The 17,711-nt window shown below is 64.4% G+C and carries 11 protein-coding genes; 4 read left to right on the top strand and 7 right to left on the bottom strand.

Annotation, left to right across the window (positions count from 1 at the left end):
* The first annotated feature begins 138 nt into the window (after positions 1–138).
* Positions 139–2,160, top strand: a complete 2,022-nt coding sequence (locus AMS65_RS10825) for an acyltransferase family protein (protein WP_053384190.1) — start codon at positions 139–141, stop codon at positions 2,158–2,160.
* Here AMS65_RS10825 and AMS65_RS10820 read toward each other — a convergent pair.
* Complete coding sequence (locus AMS65_RS10820) at positions 2,157–4,250, bottom strand: acyltransferase family protein (protein WP_053384189.1); 2,094 nt, start codon at positions 4,248–4,250, stop codon at positions 2,157–2,159. The genes AMS65_RS10825 and AMS65_RS10820 overlap by 4 nt on opposite strands.
* 84 nt (positions 4,251–4,334) lie before the next feature.
* Here AMS65_RS10820 and AMS65_RS10815 point away from each other — a divergent pair, with 84 nt between their 5' ends.
* Positions 4,335–5,366, top strand: a complete 1,032-nt coding sequence (locus AMS65_RS10815) for a polysaccharide pyruvyl transferase family protein (protein WP_053384188.1) — start codon at positions 4,335–4,337, stop codon at positions 5,364–5,366.
* Between the two features lie 14 nt (positions 5,367–5,380).
* On the opposite strand, the gene AMS65_RS10810 is transcribed toward AMS65_RS10815, so the two are convergent.
* The gene (locus AMS65_RS10810) at positions 5,381–6,427 is read right to left on the bottom strand and encodes an N-acetylneuraminate synthase family protein (RefSeq protein WP_157502226.1); all 1,047 of its coding nucleotides are present in this window, start codon (positions 6,425–6,427) and stop codon (positions 5,381–5,383) included.
* Positions 6,428–6,479: 52 nt separating this feature from the next.
* On the bottom strand, positions 6,480–8,141 hold the full coding sequence (locus AMS65_RS10805) for a cytidylyltransferase domain-containing protein (RefSeq protein WP_075200959.1): 1,662 nt from the start codon (positions 8,139–8,141) through the stop codon (positions 6,480–6,482).
* 357 nt (positions 8,142–8,498) lie between these two features.
* Here AMS65_RS10805 and AMS65_RS10800 point away from each other — a divergent pair, with 357 nt between their 5' ends.
* Together AMS65_RS10800 and AMS65_RS10795 are read left to right on the top strand one after the other, a co-directional pair.
* Positions 8,499–9,614, top strand: a complete 1,116-nt coding sequence (locus tag AMS65_RS10800) for a hypothetical protein (RefSeq protein WP_053384185.1) — start codon at positions 8,499–8,501, stop codon at positions 9,612–9,614.
* A gap of 86 nt (positions 9,615–9,700) precedes the next feature.
* Positions 9,701–11,722, top strand: a complete 2,022-nt coding sequence (locus tag AMS65_RS10795) for an acyltransferase family protein (protein WP_162231762.1) — start codon at positions 9,701–9,703, stop codon at positions 11,720–11,722.
* Between the two features lie 47 nt (positions 11,723–11,769).
* Here AMS65_RS10795 and AMS65_RS10790 read toward each other — a convergent pair whose 3' ends face one another.
* The 4 genes from AMS65_RS10790 to AMS65_RS18760 form a co-directional block, all read right to left on the bottom strand.
* Positions 11,770–13,515, bottom strand: a complete 1,746-nt coding sequence (locus tag AMS65_RS10790) for an S-layer homology domain-containing protein (protein ID WP_053384183.1) — start codon at positions 13,513–13,515, stop codon at positions 11,770–11,772.
* 41 nt (positions 13,516–13,556) lie between these two features.
* Positions 13,557–15,767 carry an S-layer homology domain-containing protein gene (locus tag AMS65_RS10785; RefSeq protein ID WP_053384182.1) on the bottom strand — a complete coding sequence of 737 codons (2,211 nt, stop codon included), beginning with the start codon at positions 15,765–15,767 and terminating at the stop codon, positions 13,557–13,559.
* A 181-nt stretch (positions 15,768–15,948) separates the two neighbouring features.
* A complete protein-coding gene (locus AMS65_RS10780) occupies positions 15,949–17,241 on the bottom strand; it encodes a type II toxin-antitoxin system HipA family toxin (protein ID WP_075200958.1) in 1,293 nt (430 codons plus the stop codon).
* Positions 17,241–17,531, bottom strand: a complete 291-nt coding sequence (locus AMS65_RS18760) for a helix-turn-helix domain-containing protein (protein ID WP_075200957.1) — start codon at positions 17,529–17,531, stop codon at positions 17,241–17,243. Before AMS65_RS18760 ends, AMS65_RS10780 begins: the two co-directional genes overlap by 1 nt.
* Positions 17,532–17,711: the final 180 nt, after the last annotated feature.

The following is a 17,711-nucleotide window of genomic DNA, read 5'->3' as shown; positions in this document are numbered from 1 at the left end:
AGAATCTATCGTTCGGATACTCGCGCAGGCATACCGCGTCATGCAACAACGGTCAGGCCCGGGTGAGTCGTCTTACGAGGATCGGGAAATCAACTGCAGACACAAGGTGCCACTCTCCGTCCGGTGAAGGCCGGACACATGCACGAGATCGATGGTGTGCGTGGAATCGCACTGACCCTGGTCGTCCTGTTCCATATCCTCGGAGGCGGACGGGTGTCCGGGGGTGTGGATGTCTTCCTCGTACTCTCCGCATACTTCCTGACCCGCAAACTGCTCGGCTATTTCGGGCGACCCGGCTCACGATCTGACCGGCGTGCACCCGGCCCCTGGCTGCGCGATCACTACATCCGCGTCGCCAATCGCCTGATCCCCAGCTCGGTGATCGTCCTGGTGGCCGTGCTCGTCGCCACGTATCTCTGGGCACCGGTGGCGCAGCACATCCAGAACATCCACGAGGTTCTGGCCTCGGCGCTCTACTACGAGAACTGGGAGCTGATCTGGTCTCAGCTCGCCTACGGCGCCGCCGGCCCGGACTCGAGTCCGCTGCAGCACTACTGGTCGCTCGCCGTACAGGGACAGTTCTTCCTGATCTGGCCGCTTCTCGCGCTGGCGATCTACGCGGTGCTGGGGCGCGGGCGACGTACGTTCCCGAGCGTCTTCTTCGTCGTCACCACGATCCTCACCATCGCTTCGTTCGTATGGGCGATCATCCTCGTAGGCGCGGACCAGCAGGTCGCGTACTTCAGCACCTACGCACGCTTCTGGGAACTCGGAGCCGGCGCGCTCATCGCGTTCTTGCCCGTGAGTTTCTGCAGTCATCGCCTGGTACGAGAGGGCGCGGTGTGGACGGGTCTCGCCATGATCGTTGCATCGGGATTCCTGTTCGACGGAGCGGTTCTGTTCCCCGGCTTCGCTGCGCTCTGGCCGGTGGTGGCGTCGCTGCTCGTGATCTTCGGAGCCAGCCGGGACGTTCCGAGCGGGCTGTCCTCTCGCCTGCTCAGCCAACCGCCCATCACATTCCTCGCGAGGATCGCGTACCAGCTCTATCTCTGGCACTGGCCTATCCTGATCTTCTATCTGCAGATCCAGGGCTACGAACGCGCAGGTTGGAAGGGCGCGCTCATCATACTCGCGCTCTCATTCGCTCTGGCCATCGTGACCGAACGTGCCACCACGACGGTGACGGATCGCGCGCTGCACCGCTGGAACTGGCGCGGCGCGCTCCTCGTCCCGGCTGTGTCCCTGTGCGTCCTCACGGCGATGACGCTCACCTGGTCCTCCGCGGCGGAGACCCAGCGGGCCGAGGCACTGGCTGCGGCAGCTCGTCTCTCACCCGACCACATCGGCGCGATGGCGCTCTCCGATCCCGAGAAGGCAGCATCTCTCAGCACCGATGCCGAGATCCTGCCCTCGCCGGAGACGGCCTACGAAGATCGGGCCTCCATCTACGGCGTGGGCTGCGTCCAGAAGGTCACCGACGAGCCCAGCGCGGCCGAGGTGCTCGTGTGCGATGTCGACGACTACGGCGCCCGCAAGACAGTGGTGATGACCGGAGGATCGTATGTCGCCCAGTGGTATCCGGCGCTCCGCACGGTTGCCGAGCAAGAGGGCTGGCGCCTGCTCGTCATCGAGAAGAACGGATGCCGCCTCACCACCGACTCATCCCAGTCGTCCTGCGCGGCCTGGAATGAGGAGGCCGTGTCCGTGATTTCCTCTTACCACCCCGATGTCGTCTTCACGCTGGGTACGGCGGTCAATCCGCTGCAGAGCACTCCGGAGTCGATTCCCCAGGGCAATCTCAACCAGGTCCAAAAGCTCGCGGACGAGGGCATTCCGGTCATCGGTGTTCGCGGTACTCCGAAGTTCCTCTTCCCCGTTCCGCCCTGCTTGATCGAACACGATGGCGATGCGTCGGCGTGCTCCACGCGCAGGGTCGACACCTTCGTCCCCGATGTGTTCGAGGCTGCCGCAGCCGATCTTCCGTCGAATCTCACTTTCATCGACCTGACCGACGCGATCTGCGAGCCGGAGATCTGCGAGCCGGTCGTCGGCAACGTGCTGGCCTACCGTGACGCCGGGCATCTCACCAGTACCTTTGCGGGGACACTTGCACCGGCCCTCTCGAATGCCATGCGCGAGGCGATGCCGGAGCTCTTCTAGGGTGACCCTTCGACCGCCGGTGCGAGACGCGCTTCGAGCAGATCCGCCGTCGACTCGATAAAGGTGTTGGTCAGGTGGGAGCCCTGCCTGAACAGCAGCACGCCTCCGATGACGGCGGGGCAGCGCTCTTCCACGGGGCAGACGATGTCGGCGATGTCGACCGCTGTCTCGAGGCTGAGCAGCTCCGCCGCGGCCACCTGGAATTTCGCCCCCGATCGCGCCACGGCATCGTCTCTGTCGAAGGAGCACTGCGAGATGTCGTCCATGTGCTCAGCGACGCACTCGTACACCTCGAAGTCCGGAGCGGGGTTGTCGAGCAGCGGCACAACGCGAATCCCGGCCCGCTGCAGTTCGGACCACCAGGCGGCGATCATCTCGGCTCCGGCTGCCAGGTCCCCGTCGTCGATACCGTCGAACACCTGACGGCCGGTCGTCACGACCACGTCGGGCGAATCCTGCTTCAGCTGGGCGAGTGCGGAGCGATTCCACTCAGCACAATTGCTGCGCTGCTGATCGTCGAGATCGTAGAGCGGCTCGGCGAAGGCGCACGCCGATTTGAAGTAGGTGGTGATCCGCCACCCTCTCCGTTCCGCTATCTGCGCGATCACCGGCTGCCACTGGAGGATCTTCGAATCGCCGACCAGCGCGACATCGAGGCTGCCGTCTGGATCACCGTACTCGCAGACCACGACCTCGTTCTCATCATCACTCACGACGCAGCCGTCGCGTTGAGCCTGCGGGAGATCCTGCGTCGCGTCCGCCGGCGAGGGCATCACTTGCTCCGCGGTCTCAGCAGGCTCATAGGGCAGGACCAGCCCGTCCTCCCCGAGCTGCAGGGCCCCGGCGCCACTCCCGGGTGCTCTGGCAGCAGCGCCCGCACCGATCGAGCTCGGCACCATGAGGATCAGCACCAGACCCGCGAGCACTCCGATGAACGACAGGTTGAGCCCGAACGACACGGTGAGACCGGGGTTCTTGGCCAGTCGTCCTGAGCGACGGATCGGATTCTCGATGAACTTGAGACTCAGCCAGGCGAGCACTCCTGAGAAAAGCACCAGCAACAGACGGTAGCTGAGGTCCAGCTCGCCCCAGCGCGCCTCGGCGAGCACCAGCACCGGCCAGTGCCACAGGTACCACGAGTATGAAAGGCTCCCCATCCAGACGAGGGGACGGAGTGCGAACAGACGACCGGCATCGGCCCAGCGCAAGTCCCGTCCCGTGGTGGCGACGATGATCGCGGCGGTGCCCAGCACCGGTACCAGCGCGGCCGCACCCGGCCACGGGGTCGCCTTGCTGAACACGAGGGCCGCGAAGGCGATCGCTGCGGCACCTCCCCACCCGAGGAATATCGAGAACGCACGAGGCAATCGCGGCCAAGAAGCGACTCCGATCGCCACCGCCGCGCCGGCACCCAGTTCCCACAGCCGAGTGGTGGTGACGAAGAACGCGCCTTCGGGGCTGACCTGCGTGTAGTAGACCGACCAGACGAAGCTCGGGATCGCTACGAGGGCAAGTGCTGCGCCGGTCACCAGCCTCACCCGCTGCGCGCTGCGTCTTCCGAGCATCAGCCACGCTGCAAGGGCGAGCAGGATCGGCCAGATCACATAGAACTGTTCCTCAACCGCCAGCGACCAGAAGTGCAGCACGGGTGAGACTCCGGCGCCCTCGGCGTTGTAGTCGACGGCCTCGGCCGCGAAACGCCAGTTCACGATGTACAGCGACGCCGCGGTGATGTCGGCGCCGATGCTGCGCCAAGAGGTGTTCGGTACCACGAGCCAGGCCACCAGCGCAGTGGCGACGAAGACGGTCAGCGCTGCGGGCAGCAGGCGCTTCATCCTGCGTCCCCAGAAGCTCAGCAGGTCGAGGCGACCGCTCGTGTCGATCTCCCTCACGATGTGGCTCGTGATGAGAAACCCGCTGATGACGAAGAACACATCGACACCGACGAATCCGCCCTTGAGCACCGGCACGCCGGCGTGGAAGAGCAGCACGAGGCCGATCGCGAGAGCGCGCAGCCCCTCGATCTCCGGTCGGAAGGATCCGCGGCGCGCAGTGACGCTCGTCTTCAGCACCGCGTTGCTACCGCTCATCCCCGACTTCCGACCTCCAAAACTCACCAGCGGCAATCCTAGCCGACGCTTCGTGTACCTTGGCAGGGTGAAGAAGGCTGCAGCATGACGGTGTATTTGGCTCACGGCGCGAAGAAGAACGTCGGCGACTACCTCATCCATTCTCGCGCCAGGAAGCTGTGGACTCACGTCGTCCCCGGAGCAGAGCTCGTCTCGATTCCACGTTGGGAGAAGATCGACCTCCCCGAGGATGCCCAGCTGCTCGTGCTGTGCGGCGGACCGGGTTTCACTCCGCGCATGGTCGAGGGGGTCTTTCCCGTCGTGCAGAATGCGCTCGAGCGGAGCGTGCCCGTCTCCGGTCTGGCTCTGGGATGGCAGGGGCTCCCCAAACGCAATCCCGGCTCATTCGCCATGACGGCGCGAAGCGTCTCCACGCTTCGGTCGATCGCGGATGCCGGAGCGCCGATCTCAGTGCGCGACGATGTCACCCAGGAGATCGCGCAGCAGTTCGGCATCGAGACGGTTCGCACCGGATGCAGCGCTTGGTACTCGGTTCCCCACCTCGGCACGGATCCGGCGCCCCCGACAGAGGAACCGCGCACGATCGTCTATACGACTCCTGCACACGCGGCAAACACTCGCGAGTCGATCAGCGTGATGCGCATGCTGCGCAAGAAATTCCCCGGCGCGAATCTCATCGCCACGTTCCATCGAGGCATCCGTCCAGATGCTCAGACCACTCGACGGCAGAGTCTGCCGCTCGTCACCCAGGCCGCCGCGGCGCGAGCTCTCGGCTTCGAAGTGCGCGACGTCGCCTATGATCTCGAGAAGATCGGGTTCTACCGCGATGTCGATCTGCACGTGGGATATCGCGTGCACGCGCATCTCGACTTCGTGAGTCGCCGCACTCCTAGCGTTCTCATCAGCGAGGATGGGCGCGGCTTCGGCCAGACAGCGACGCTGCACGGCAAGAAGCAGGTGCTGTGGGCCGGTGGCTCACAACTCGTCGAGAAACTCGATCGGCGGCTGAGTAACGAGCTGAAGGCGGGCTGGCCCTCGCTCACCCGAGCGGTCTCGGTGATCGAGGACACCTACCCGGTGATGCGCGAGACCATCCTGCAGCAGGCTCGGCTGTAGCCGGACAGCGCGCGCTACGCCTCGGAGAGATCGCCGAGGAGCACCGCGTCGCCCGATTGCTTCGCAACGGCCAGGCGTCGTCCCACCACAGAATCCCACGCCGCGATCTCGAGACCGGAGTTCGCGCGCAGTGCGATCAGGTCGCCTTCTGCGACAACCGCTCCGGCCTCGAGATCCCGTGTCACGAAGATGCGTCGACGCGCGTTCTCGATCGCTGCGCTCTGCGCTTCGATGTCGGGCGTTCCATCGCCGGCAAGTCGCCTGAACGTCGCCAGAGACGCTACGTACTCGCGCAGCAGCGCTTCATCGAAGGCGTGGTAATGATCGTTGCCGACGCCGTTGCGATCGTCGGTGAAGTGCTTCTCGATCACTCGTGCTCCCATGATCGAGGCCATGTCGAGCGCGGGAAGCGACCCATCTGCCGCAGGGGCGACATGGTCGGAGTACCCGATCACCGCGCGGTCTCCGAACCTGGCTCGTAGCCGCTCGATACCCAGCAGATTGGCGTGCTCGGGCGGCGTCGGGTAGCGCAGCACGCAGTGCAACAGCGCGATCTCGGTCGCCCCGGCCCGTTCGAGGATGCCGAGCGCCCAGTCGATCTCCTCGTGGGTCGAGGCACCGGCCGAGAGGATCACGGGTTTGCCCGTGGCCGCGACGGAGCGCAGCAGGGGCACGTTGGTCAGGTCGGCAGAGGCGATCTTCACCGCCGGCATGAGAGGCGCAAGCATGCCCACGGCATCCAGGTCGAATGGAGTCGAGAGGAAATCGACCCCTGCTTCCGCGCAGTACTTCGCCAACTCCACGTATTCGGCTTCACCGAAGCTGTCGTACCTCTGGAACAGTTCGTGCTGCGAGGTGGTGGGCTCCTGAGAGGTGTCCCAGTAGGACGGGCTGCTCGTCGCACTCGCGAGCGTATCTGCCTTGTACGTCTGGAACTTTGCCGCGTGCCCTCCGGCCCGGGCTACCGCCTGGATCATCGTCTTCGCACGATCGAGCGAACCCTCGTGGTTCACACCGATCTCGGCGATGATGTACGGATCGGCGTATGCACGTTCAAACATCGCTTGCCCTGCACCTTTCATTCGTTGTCGATATCGGGAGCCATCAGCAGCCTCAGTAGACGGAGAGCTCCTCGAATCCGAGCCGGGCCAGCATAGCCGATAGCGTCTTGCGATTGCTCCGCTGCGCACCGGCCCTCGCGGCCCGTTCCGCGTACTTCCGTCGCAGCTCGGGCTCGTTCATCATCGACCGAGTCGCCTCATCGAGCGTTGCGTCATCGACGGTGATGCCGCGACCGAGGAAGAGCACACCATTCTCCTCCGTCGCGTGCGTGTGAGTGAGTTCCTTCTCGTTCTGCGCCAGGCAGATCGCGGGCGTACCTCGGCTGAGCAGCTCGATGACGGTGCGTCCGGCGGACGTAAAGGCGAAATCCGCGCTCGACATCAGTGCGGGCATGTTCCTCACGTTCTCGAGCACGTCGAGGGTGAACGGTATCGACTCGCTGCCGAGCTGCAGCGGAGGAGCGCCGAGACCGCGCGCCACGGTGACATGCCCGGTGTACTCGACCCGGGCCAGGGATTCGAGCGCACGCTTCGCGAGCCCGGACGGGTCGGTGCCGCCGAACAGCACCAGCACCTCGCCCACTGCTTCGTGGTCGGCCAGCCCGTTCGGCAGGTGTCCCGGAGCTTCGATCTCGAATCCCGGGGCGAGCAGCGCGAAATCGATGCCCGCGAGTTTCCGCCGGTCCGGCACCTCCGGGCTGTCGATGAACTCGGTGACCAGCAGGTCCACTTCGGCGGCGCCGGTGCCGCGATCCTCGAACGATACGAGTTTGCTGCGCGGCGCGGCGCCCCGCATGCGGGCGATCTGCGACGCCTCGGTATCGAGGACATCGAGCACCACCAGCTCTGGCTGGGTCTGCCTCAGACGCTCCAAGAACTCCGCCTCGTCGGAGACGCACACCACCCGGTAGGGGTAGTCGGCGAAGAATCTCTGCCCCAAGGAGGCCTCTGCACTCAGATAGATCGTCACCTCGTGCCGCGCAAGCTCCGAGGCGAGCGCGAGCATCCGATAGACGTGCCCCATACCGAGCGACGTCGAAGCATCGACACGGATCGCAACACGCATGCGGCTGAGCAGATGCGCAGCTGCGAGGAGGTCGGCGTAGTCATCGATGTCGATGGCTTCGTCCGGCGCCAGCTCGATCACCTGCACGGGGTCGATCACCCGGGTTCGCCTCTCCTCGATATCACCGAGTCGAGCCGCGATGACCCCGCCCGTCTCACGGTACTCGAGCGGCAGTTGCTGCCGGTTGACTCGCGCGGAGAAGAGCGGAGCAACTCTTCCGTCGTCGCCACGATGCCACCTCAGGTGCTGATCACGCGCCACCGTGAGCACGGATCGCACCTCACCGTCTTCGAAGATCGTGATCGCCTGATGGATCGTGTCTGCGCTCAGCAGAGGCGAAGTGGGCTGCACGGTCAGCACCGGATCGTTCTCACTCGCACCACGCTCCCGCAGCGCTGCGAGGTTGCGCAGGATCTTGGTGTCGAGCGTTTCCTCCGGCGGTGTCGGATCCGTCTCGAGAATCGTCGACGCACCTGCAGCTGCCGAAACGGCAGCGATCTCCTCGTCATCGGTGACGACCAGCACTCTCTCACCGGGAAGCACCCGGAGTGCGGTGTCGATGGCGTGGCGGATCAGCGGCTTCCCTCCCAGCATTCGCAGGTTCTTACGCGGGATTCCCACTGAGCCACCCCGCGCCGGAATGATCACCCAGGCATCCGGACTGTCACTCACGCCCTCGCCCCTCTGCCGCTCATACCTTCGGTTGCGAGGCCTTGCCTGGCCCGGAAAGAGTCTCCTCTCGCCATACGCTGCGCCTCAGCGGCTAGTTTATCGGTGAACAGGTCGTAGCATGAGATCACACCTCTGCCATCAGCCGAAGGAGCGCGCGTGCCGCTACAAGCTCTCGACACGGAGACACTGCTCTGGTGTATGCGTCCGGCTCTACATCTATCTCACCTGCGGGGACCGCTCCCCGAGAAGATCCGATCGCTTCCGCCCGCGCAACGCCCGTTCCGCCCGGCCTCCCACTCGCGCTACGGATCCTTCCTCGCCGTCACCGAGACGTTGAATCAGCAACGCGCTCTGGAGCGGCTCATCGCAGCGAGAGCCGAACCGGTCCCCGTGCAGGCGCCGGACGAAGCGCACCGAGAGCCGGTACTCGCCGCGTATGCGGTGCGCTCGGCTGTTCGCCGCATCCTGGAGACGCTCTCCTCTCACGTAGACGAGGCCGTTGCCGCCTCGTTCGAGAACCAGTTGTACAAGGTCGCGCTGGCGCTCGTGCAGTACCGCGCGTTCGATCTGGGTGCGTATGGAGGCGTGCTCGTCTCGACCCAGCACTCACCGATCATGCGGGCGCTCATCGTTGCGGCCGACGAACAGGGCGTTCCAGTGGTGTACGTGCCGCACGCTCCGGTCGCCTCCAACGCCGCGTATCTCGACCTCCCCGTGATGTATGCCGGGCTCCGCGGGGTCGGCGAGCAGCGCTATTACACATCCGAACTCGGAGTTCCCGTTTCTCTGCTCGATGTGGTGGGGAATCTCGCGAGCGATGTCCTCTCGCAGCCGCTCCCTTCCATGCGCCTCGGAGGAGCCGGGGTACTGGCCCTCTCGCCGCACGAGCCGGAGGTGCTGCGACGGATCTTCTCAGCCGTGGCTACTCGTAGCCTCGGCGACATGATCGTCGCCCCGCATCCTCGCTCCGACCTCGACGCGATCACCGAGATGATGCCGCCGGAGTGGTCGCTGTACGAGGGGGAACGGACACTCGATCTGCTCGCGTCCGGCCCCCCGTTCCTCTTCCAGTTCTCCAGCGGCGTCGCCTGGGAGAGCGCGGCGCTCGGCATCCCCACCGCGACCATCCACATTGACGACACAACGGTGAACTACCCTTTCCTCGCCGACGAGTCCGTCTACCCGGCGATCCGAACTCCCGAGGACGCGACGCGCTTCGCGAGTCTTGCTCGTACCGGAACCATGGAGCGAGACCGGCTTCGCGCCCACGCTGAGCAGTGGTGCGGTGTGGATGGCGATCGGGCCGCCCATAGGCTTGCGGAGTTGCTCGAGCGGGTCGCCGATGCCGGACCCACTGATCGGGCCGCCCGATTGCACGACGGTTGGGCCGCGCGCGGTGCCGCTCTCTCGAGATCCTGGCTCGCTGCAACCCCTGCCGCACCGGTCTGAGCCGGAGCGGCCACCCAGGTCCGCGGTCGCACGAGCATGTGCTCAATGCTGCTCGCGATCATGTTCCACGACATAGAATGTCCGTCGTGTCTCGCAAGCAGCTCCGTCTCGATATCCAGGGGCTCCGAGCGATAGCAGTCGCGCTAGTGGTCGTCTTCCACCTCGCACCGAAGTCCCTGCCCGGTGGGTACATCGGCGTCGACGTCTTCTTCGTCATCTCCGGTTTTCTGATCACCGGCCATCTTCTGCGCGAAGTCACTCGCAGTGGCGGCATCAATCTTCCCGAGTTCTGGGCTCGACGCGCACGACGATTGCTCCCAGCGGCATTCGTCGTGCTCATCGTCTCGACCGCGGCAGTGTATTTCATCCTGCCCCCGCTGGCGCGGGAGCAGAACTTCATCGAGATCGCGTTTTCCGCTATCTACCTATTGAACTGGCGACTCGCAGCCGATTCCGTCGACTATCTCGCCGAGGACAATGCTGCATCCATCGCCCAGCACTACTGGTCGTTGTCGGTCGAGGAGCAGTTCTACATCGTCTGGCCGATCCTGATCATCGCCGCCGTATGGGCTGCGGCGCGCAGTCGGCGCATCGCGCCTCGGCACGCAGTCGCCGCAGCGCTGGTCGTCGTGTTCGTGGCCTCGCTGGCTTTCTCCGTGCACGAGACCTCGGTATCGCAGCCCTCGGCCTATTTCATCACTACGACCCGCGCGTGGGAGTTCGCGGCAGGCGGTCTCGTCGCGGTGCTTCCGTCTGTCGTCCTACGCAGGTCCGCCCATGCCATGATGAGTTGGGTCGCATTGGCGTGCATCATCACTCCAGCGTTCCTGTTTCACGCCACGTCCCAGTTCCCGGGATGGATCGCACTGATCCCGGTTCTGGGAACCGCCTCGCTGCTCTGGCTTGGCGACGCAGGCTCCGCCTGGTCCCCGCAATATCTCGCCAGGGCGAGACCCGTGCAGATGGTCGGCGACACTTCCTACGCCATTTACCTGTGGCACTGGCCCCTCATCATTGTGGCGACCGCGCTCCTCGGTCGCGCTCCGGACTGGATCTGGGGGTTCCTCATTGCGATCGTGACTATTCTGCTCGCGATCGCGACGAAGCACCTGGTCGAGGATCCAGTGCGCAAAGCCCCCGGGGTGCTTCGCCGACGCCGACCGACGTTCGTCCTCATGTGCGCCGGAATGGCCACCGTGCTGGCGCTGACAGTGACACCGGTTGTGATCGGAAATCTGCAGATCCAGCAGCGGCAGGAAGTCGCCGCCTCGGCAGGCACTGACGAGGCTGGATGCTTCGGCGCCTACGCGATTCTGAACGATTGCGACGATCCCTATGCGCACACGGCCACGGTGGACCCAACCGCGGCTCAGCACGACTCCTTCGGCGCGTATGTCCAGAACGACGACTCGTGCACTTCAGAAGCGTTCGCCGGGCGATCCGAGCACCGTTGCACGGTCGTTCGAGACGCCGACACCACGATCATGCTCATCGGCGATTCCCACATGTACTCGATCTATCCAGCATTCGACGCGCTCGCTGAGCAGCAGCACTGGAACCTCGAGATGCGCGCCCGCTCGGGCTGCAGTGCCGTCGGGGTGGCCAGCGTGCGTTCACCTCTGGACAAGCGAGAACGCTGTGTCGTGTGGAGCGACGAGATACTCGAGGAGATCACCACGAGCGACACGATCGACATGGTCATCTACACGGCATACGAGCCCACCTATGATCACTCCGACGAGATCCAGCCCGAAGCCGAACAGCGTCTTGAAGCGATACGGCAGTCGGGCAAGGATGTCGTGGTGCTACGCGATGTGCCTGGTACCGCTTCGAAAGAGATCGAAGCGCCGACTTGCATCGAGGCAGCGGGCGACGTCGATGACCCGTGCACGTCCCCACGACCGCCCGAGGGGTCCTGGCTGCAGGCCTCAGGGGAATCTTCCGCAGATCTCGTCATCAACCCTGCAGATGTGGTGTGCGACTCTGAGAACTGCCACACACTGATCGGCGGGACCATCGTCTACCAGGACTACAACCACATCACCGCGACCTTTGCCCGCACACTCACGCCCTGGCTGACGCAGTATCTCGTCCCTCTCGCCCGCTAACACGCGCCACGCCCTCTACACACCGGGCGCGGTGCGACGGCGACGGCTCAGTTCTGCAGCCGGTAGATGAACGCGGCCATGGCCTCGCGCGAGACCCGATCCTTCGGCGCGTAGATCGGCTTCTTGCCGGCACCCTGACTGATGCCCGTCGACAGGCCTTCCGCGCGCATCCAGGCGATCTCGTTGTAGAACTTATCGCCGCGCTTCATATCGGCGAACGGAGAGGTCGCCGGACCGGTGTACTTCGCAGCTTTGTAGCGGTAGATGAACGCGGCCATCGCCTCGCGCGAGACCCGATCCTTCGGCGCATAGATCGGCTTCTTGCCGGCACCCTGACTGATGCCCGTCGACAGGCCGGAGTTGTACATCCAGACGATCTCCTTGTAGAACTTGTCACCCGGCTTCATATCGGCGAATGGCGCAGAGCTCGTATTCACAGCCGGGGAACCGTTCAGACGGTAGAGGAAGGCCGCCATCGCCTCGCGCGTCACCTGGCCCTTCGGGTGATACACCGTTCGGCCATCGGAGGTCTTGATCCCGGTGGTCAGGCCGGAGGAGCTCATCCACTCGATCTCCGTGAAGAACTGGTGGCCCTGGGGCACATCGGGGAACGCGGAATTCGGAGACCCGAACCACTGCTTGTAGAACTGGTAGAAGTTGCGGTTGCCGTAACTCGAGCACCCGTCGCCCGTGCCCCAACCGGCGTTCAGCGCGGCCTGATTGGGACGGTACGGCGTGTAGATGTACAGCGCAGCAGTCGCCCAGTTCTCGATGTAGACCTGCGAGGTACCGCAGCCGATGTTCGGATGCCACTGGATCGTGTTCGTCTGGAACGGCTTGTATCGATAGCTGTTGGGGTTCGCCTTGTACACCTGCAGCTGCCACGCTGCACGGTAGACCTGCTGCATGAAGCCAGTCTGGCTGGGATCGCAGTTCGCCGAGTTGTTGGGGCCGGAATCCGGGCAGGCGTACCCCATCGCCACGTTGAATTGGCGCTCGGTCGGCCAGGTATCCGTGATCAGGCTCTGCTCCTTCTCAAGCATGACCAGCAGCACCCTGGGGTTGATCCCGCACGCCCGCGAAACCTTCGCCACGATCGCCGCCGAGGACTCGTTCGAGCCGCCCGAATAGGCCTTGCAGTAGGCGTTCGCAGCCCTGGAACTCGTTGTCCACGTGGCGTTCCGCAGACAGGCCTTCGCGATCTTCGTGTTCCCCCAGGCCGAGCCGGCCTGACGCCCCGGATCCCCGATCGTGCAACGCGGCACGCGCTGGTTGAGGAACGTCTGGATCTGCGCGGCCGTCATCGCACTGCCGTTGTAGAAGTTCGCGTCGGAGATGATGTAGCCGGGTGTGAAGCCGCTCGACAGCGAAGTCGACGCGGCCGCAGCGAGCGGGGCGATCGCGAGCGGTTCCCTGGGCTCCTCTTCCTCGTCAGGGTTGCCGTCCTGACCATCGGTGATCGGATCCCCGTCTGAGGAGTCGGGCGCAGGCTCGCCCTCGGCATCGCCTGCGGGCTGCCCCGGGTCGACCGGTTCCGGGTCCACGGGATCAGTCGGTTCCGCGGGCTGCTCCGGATCCGGAGTCTCGACCGGATCAGCACCTGCGTCCCCATCCGCGCCGGCCTCCGCGTCAGCACCCACCTCAGCGGAAGAGCCGCCAGCTGCATCGGCGGCACCCTCCTGCGTGGTTCCCGGCTCGGGCTCCGCATAGGCGACGGCACCCGGAAGCAGCAGGCCGAAGGCGATCCCCATCCCCAGCATTGCGGTCGTGAGCGTTCGCGACTTCACAGACATGGTCTCCAGCCTAACCTTCCGGGTGCTCCCAGTACACGGGCCTAGCTCTTGAGGCGATAGAGGAAGGCCGCCATCGCCTCGCGCGTCACCTTGACCTTCGGCTGGTACGCGGGTTTGCCCGAGGGCTGCTTCACACCCGTCGAGAGACCATCCGCGTACATCCACGAGATCTCGCGGTAGAACTTGTCACCGCGTGAGACATCGGAGAAGAACGAGGCGCCCGGTGCGGTGTACTTCGCATCTTCGAGCCGGTAGATGAACGCCGCCATCGCCTCACGGGTCACCGTGGCCTTCGGCTCGTAGTTCGGCTTGCCCGACTTCTGCTTCACGCCCGTCGAAAGGCCTTCCTGATACATCCAGGTGATCTCGTTGTAGAACTTGTCGCCCGGCTTCACATCGGCGAATGGAGACACCTTGGGGCCGGTGTACTTGGCGCCCTCCATGCGGTAGAGGAACGCGGCCATGGCTTCGCGCGAGACACCCGTCTTCGGCTGGTACTCACGACCTGCCGGGGTCTTCACGCCGGTCGAGAGGCCTTCCGTGTACATCCAGGTGATCTCCTTGGAGAACTTCTGGTTCTTCGAGACATCCGTGAACGGGGGCTTCGTCGGTTCGGGATCCGGTTTCGCCGCCACCGCGGCCGTCTGAGCCGACATCTTCGGCGCGGGCTCGTAGCCGGACTTCGTGCCCGTGACCTCCACCGAGATCCGCTTGCCCTGATCCGCAGCAACCAGCGTGTACGCCGAAGACATCGCACCCGAGATCGCCGAACCGTCACGCAGCCACTGGTAGGCCAGCGACACGTCGCCGGGACCCCAGGCGCCGGGCTTTGCCGTCAGCTTCTGGCCCACCTGTGCGGTGCCCGAAATCGTCGGGGTCGGAGCCGTCAGAGTCCCCTTCGGGATCTCGACGTCCTCCGTCGTGCGCGTCTCGTTCTCATAGCCCTGCTTCGACGCGGTCACTCGGACCGAAAGCGAATGATCCGCGTCCTCGGCGGTCGGGATGTAGATCTCGCCGTCCGCTCCATCGATCTCGTTGCCGTCGCGCAGCCAGGTGTACTCGATAGCGTCGGGATCCGGTGCGATCTGGCCGATGTTCGCGGTCAGCGTCTCACCGATCCCCGGGGCGCCATCGATCGTCGGATCGACGCTCCAGGCAAAGTCCGCACCCGCCACCGCGGCGGTCTGCGCCGACGTCTTCGACGCGGGTTCGTAGCCGGACTTCGTGCCCGTGACCTCCACCGAGATCCGCTTGCCCTGATCCGCGGCGACCAGCGTGTACGTCGAAGATGTCGCACCGGAAATCGCAGCACCGTCGCGCAGCCACTGGTAAGCGAGCGTCACGGAAGCAGGCTGCCACGCACCAGCTTCAGCGGTGAGAGTCTGCCCGACCTGCGCGGTTCCCGTGATCGTGGGCGTACCCGCGACCACATGCGGGAACACGAGGGCTTCGAGGCCCGTTCCCTCCCAATTCTTCACCGGGAACACGAGCGCGTCAGAGGCCGTGGACGAGGTCGGGGCGTCAAAACCGGTGTAGTACTGAGTATCGCCGTTCCACACCGAGTAGGCCGTGTAGTCGCCGGCAGGCATACCGGAGAAGCTGTAGTTTCCATACGACACCTCGGGCGGGCAGTCGGTGCTCGGCTCCACCCAACCACTCTGCGCGGGCTCGGCTTCGTAGACGGTTCCGGTCGTCACGTTCTTCGCATAGAACGCGGTCTCGTCTCCGATCGTCCAGCCGCAACGCGCGATGGCTGCCCTCAGCCGACCCTCCTCAGAGATCGAGGTGGTCCCGACCGCCACGTCTGCCCCGCTCACCGTCAGCTCCTGGAACGTCCCGGGAGCGTATCCGTTGTTCGGCAGCGAGACATTGATGGTCAGGCGATATTCACCGTCCGGCACATCTGTGACCGACCAGGCTCCGGTGGCAGGATCAAAGCTCACATTCGCATCCTCGCCGAGCTGCCACCCCTCAACAGTGCCGTCCTGCTTCACATACAGCGTGAGATAGATGCCCACATACCCGCTGGCCCCGTCCGGGGCCCACGGTACCTGCACCTCGCTCGGCGCGCTCGCCGGGAACTGGATGGTACCGCTGACCGTGTGGTCGCCCGCAGCATGAGCCGTTCCCCCGCCCGCCACCATACCGAAGCACAGCATCGCGAAACCGAGCAGCAGCGCGAGCAGCCTCGTGATCCTCGAGCCGTGCGCTTCCGAGAACGCCGCAGCGGTCCCCCGATTCGATCCGTTCATTACTTCTCCCCCTGAATCGATCAAACGTGTCAAGCCTAACCCGGAAACTCGTTGCGCGCTCCGAACGGACACCCTTCCACACTTGTGGATCCTGCGATACTTCGACTCGTCGCTGCGCTCCTCGCTCAGCACGGCGCTCGCAAGCTCGCGCAGGATGACAGGGAAACTATCGGCGCGATCTCTACGGCTGGTGCTTCTCGACGAAATCTTCCGCCACCGCGTACTGATCCTCACGAAATGCGGAGGACATGCTCCCGATCTCAGACTCCGAAATACGACAGTGCCGGGCGATCTCTCGCCACCGGGAGACGGCATCGATCAGAGGATCGAGCCTCATGGCGGCCTGCTGCGGCGTCAGACCGTAAACGTCGCAGTCGTCGAGGAGCAGTGCGATCTGCCGGTCGCTCGGAGTGTCCCTCTTGTTGATGGGTCGTGATCGCATGGGGCTCGTCGCTCGCACCGGGTTCACGTCGAACATCGGGCTGAGACGCCAGCCGTTGTCGAAGAGGAAGCCGTGGTTTCGCCAGTGATCGTCTCGGTTGCTGATGAGCACGTTGAAGGCGACTCGCAGGAAGAGCTCGCGGAGGTCTTCCCGAGGGGCACCCAGGTCGACGAGCGCATCCGCCAGATCCTCATAAGTTTCCACCGACCCCGGCACCGCCTGAAGCACGGTCATCGCCGACATGTAATGCAGCCGGCGATCGCCGTCTCGGTCGAAGCGTTCGATCAGCAGCGAGGAACCCCCTTCGCGACTGTAGAACAACCGATGCTCGGGAACTCTGATTCCGGACGCTTGAGCGATGCGCAACGCGACCGTCTCCCATGCTTCGGTGTCGGTGTTCCAGTCGCGGCTCGAAGGAAGCTTCAGCAGCCAGAGCTTCCCCTCGTGATTGATCGAGACCTTCGGGCGAGCGCCGCCCAGAGATGACCCCGCCGCGCCGAGGGTGTCAATGTCCTCCTGAGTCGCCTCGTGCCGCTCGAACCGTTGTGCAATCCGTGTGAAGTTCGCCGCTTTATCGACGAGCATCTCGCCGGCGCCGGTCTCGCCCGGTTCCGACTGGCCGACCCATGCGCCGTGCGCATCCTGATACCTCAGTGCACCCACCCGTCCCTCGTCACCCGCGAGAGCGAGGAAATCGAAGGAACCGACCTGAATACCTGGGTGTTTTCGGTTCACCGTCTCTCGGATGACCGATTGCCCCCAGTCATCAGGTGCCGTGTCAGCGAACACGTCCGGTAGTGACGAGTTGGCCTCAAGCAGTTGCGGACCTCGAAGCAATTGCAGCGTTGGAGACAGCGCGATCCTGCGCTCATCTGCAAGATACTCCGGCGCGTACTCGAATCGCACGGCACCCAGCACCCGGCTCGTCCCTTGGAATGAAGCTCGCAGTGAGCCGACATGCCGAGTCTCCGGCTCGTCTTCTCCGGAGCGCCGAAGATCGATGAACACCTCGAGCGTGTTATGAAGCTCCATCACACACCTGCAATCTGCTCATCGATGAGCGCACGGCCTGCAGGCGATTCCATCGGGTCGGTGGCTGTGACGAACGGATCCGCAATGCCCAGCGCGTTGAACACCGCCAACACGGCATGAAAACTCGCCGTTCCTGTGCCCTGCTCAATCCCACGAAGCGTCGCGCGCGTCACGTATGCGCGGTCTGCGAGCGCGCTCGCGCTCAAGCCCTGCAATTTACGCCAGCGAGTGATATTCGCTCCGATCGCGATGAGCTGACGATCGCGTTTTGGTGAACGGCGCTGAACCACGTGCGAACACCTCCTGATCCTTACACATGCCAATTTTACCGCTTACTGGCATGTATAGATACCAATTTGATGAACTTTGGCCCCGAGAGACACCATCGGTTGAGGTACCCGCTTGCGAGGCGACGAGGCTCCGGGACGGATTTCGACTCGCTCCGCTCGCTCAATCAGCGGTGGGAGCTG

Source organism: Leucobacter celer subsp. astrifaciens (assembly GCF_001273835.1).
Classification (GTDB): Bacteria; Actinomycetota; Actinomycetes; order Actinomycetales; family Microbacteriaceae; genus Leucobacter; species Leucobacter celer.
Note: the sequence above shows the minus strand (reverse complement) of the source record. Positions and strands in the feature narration are given on the sequence as shown.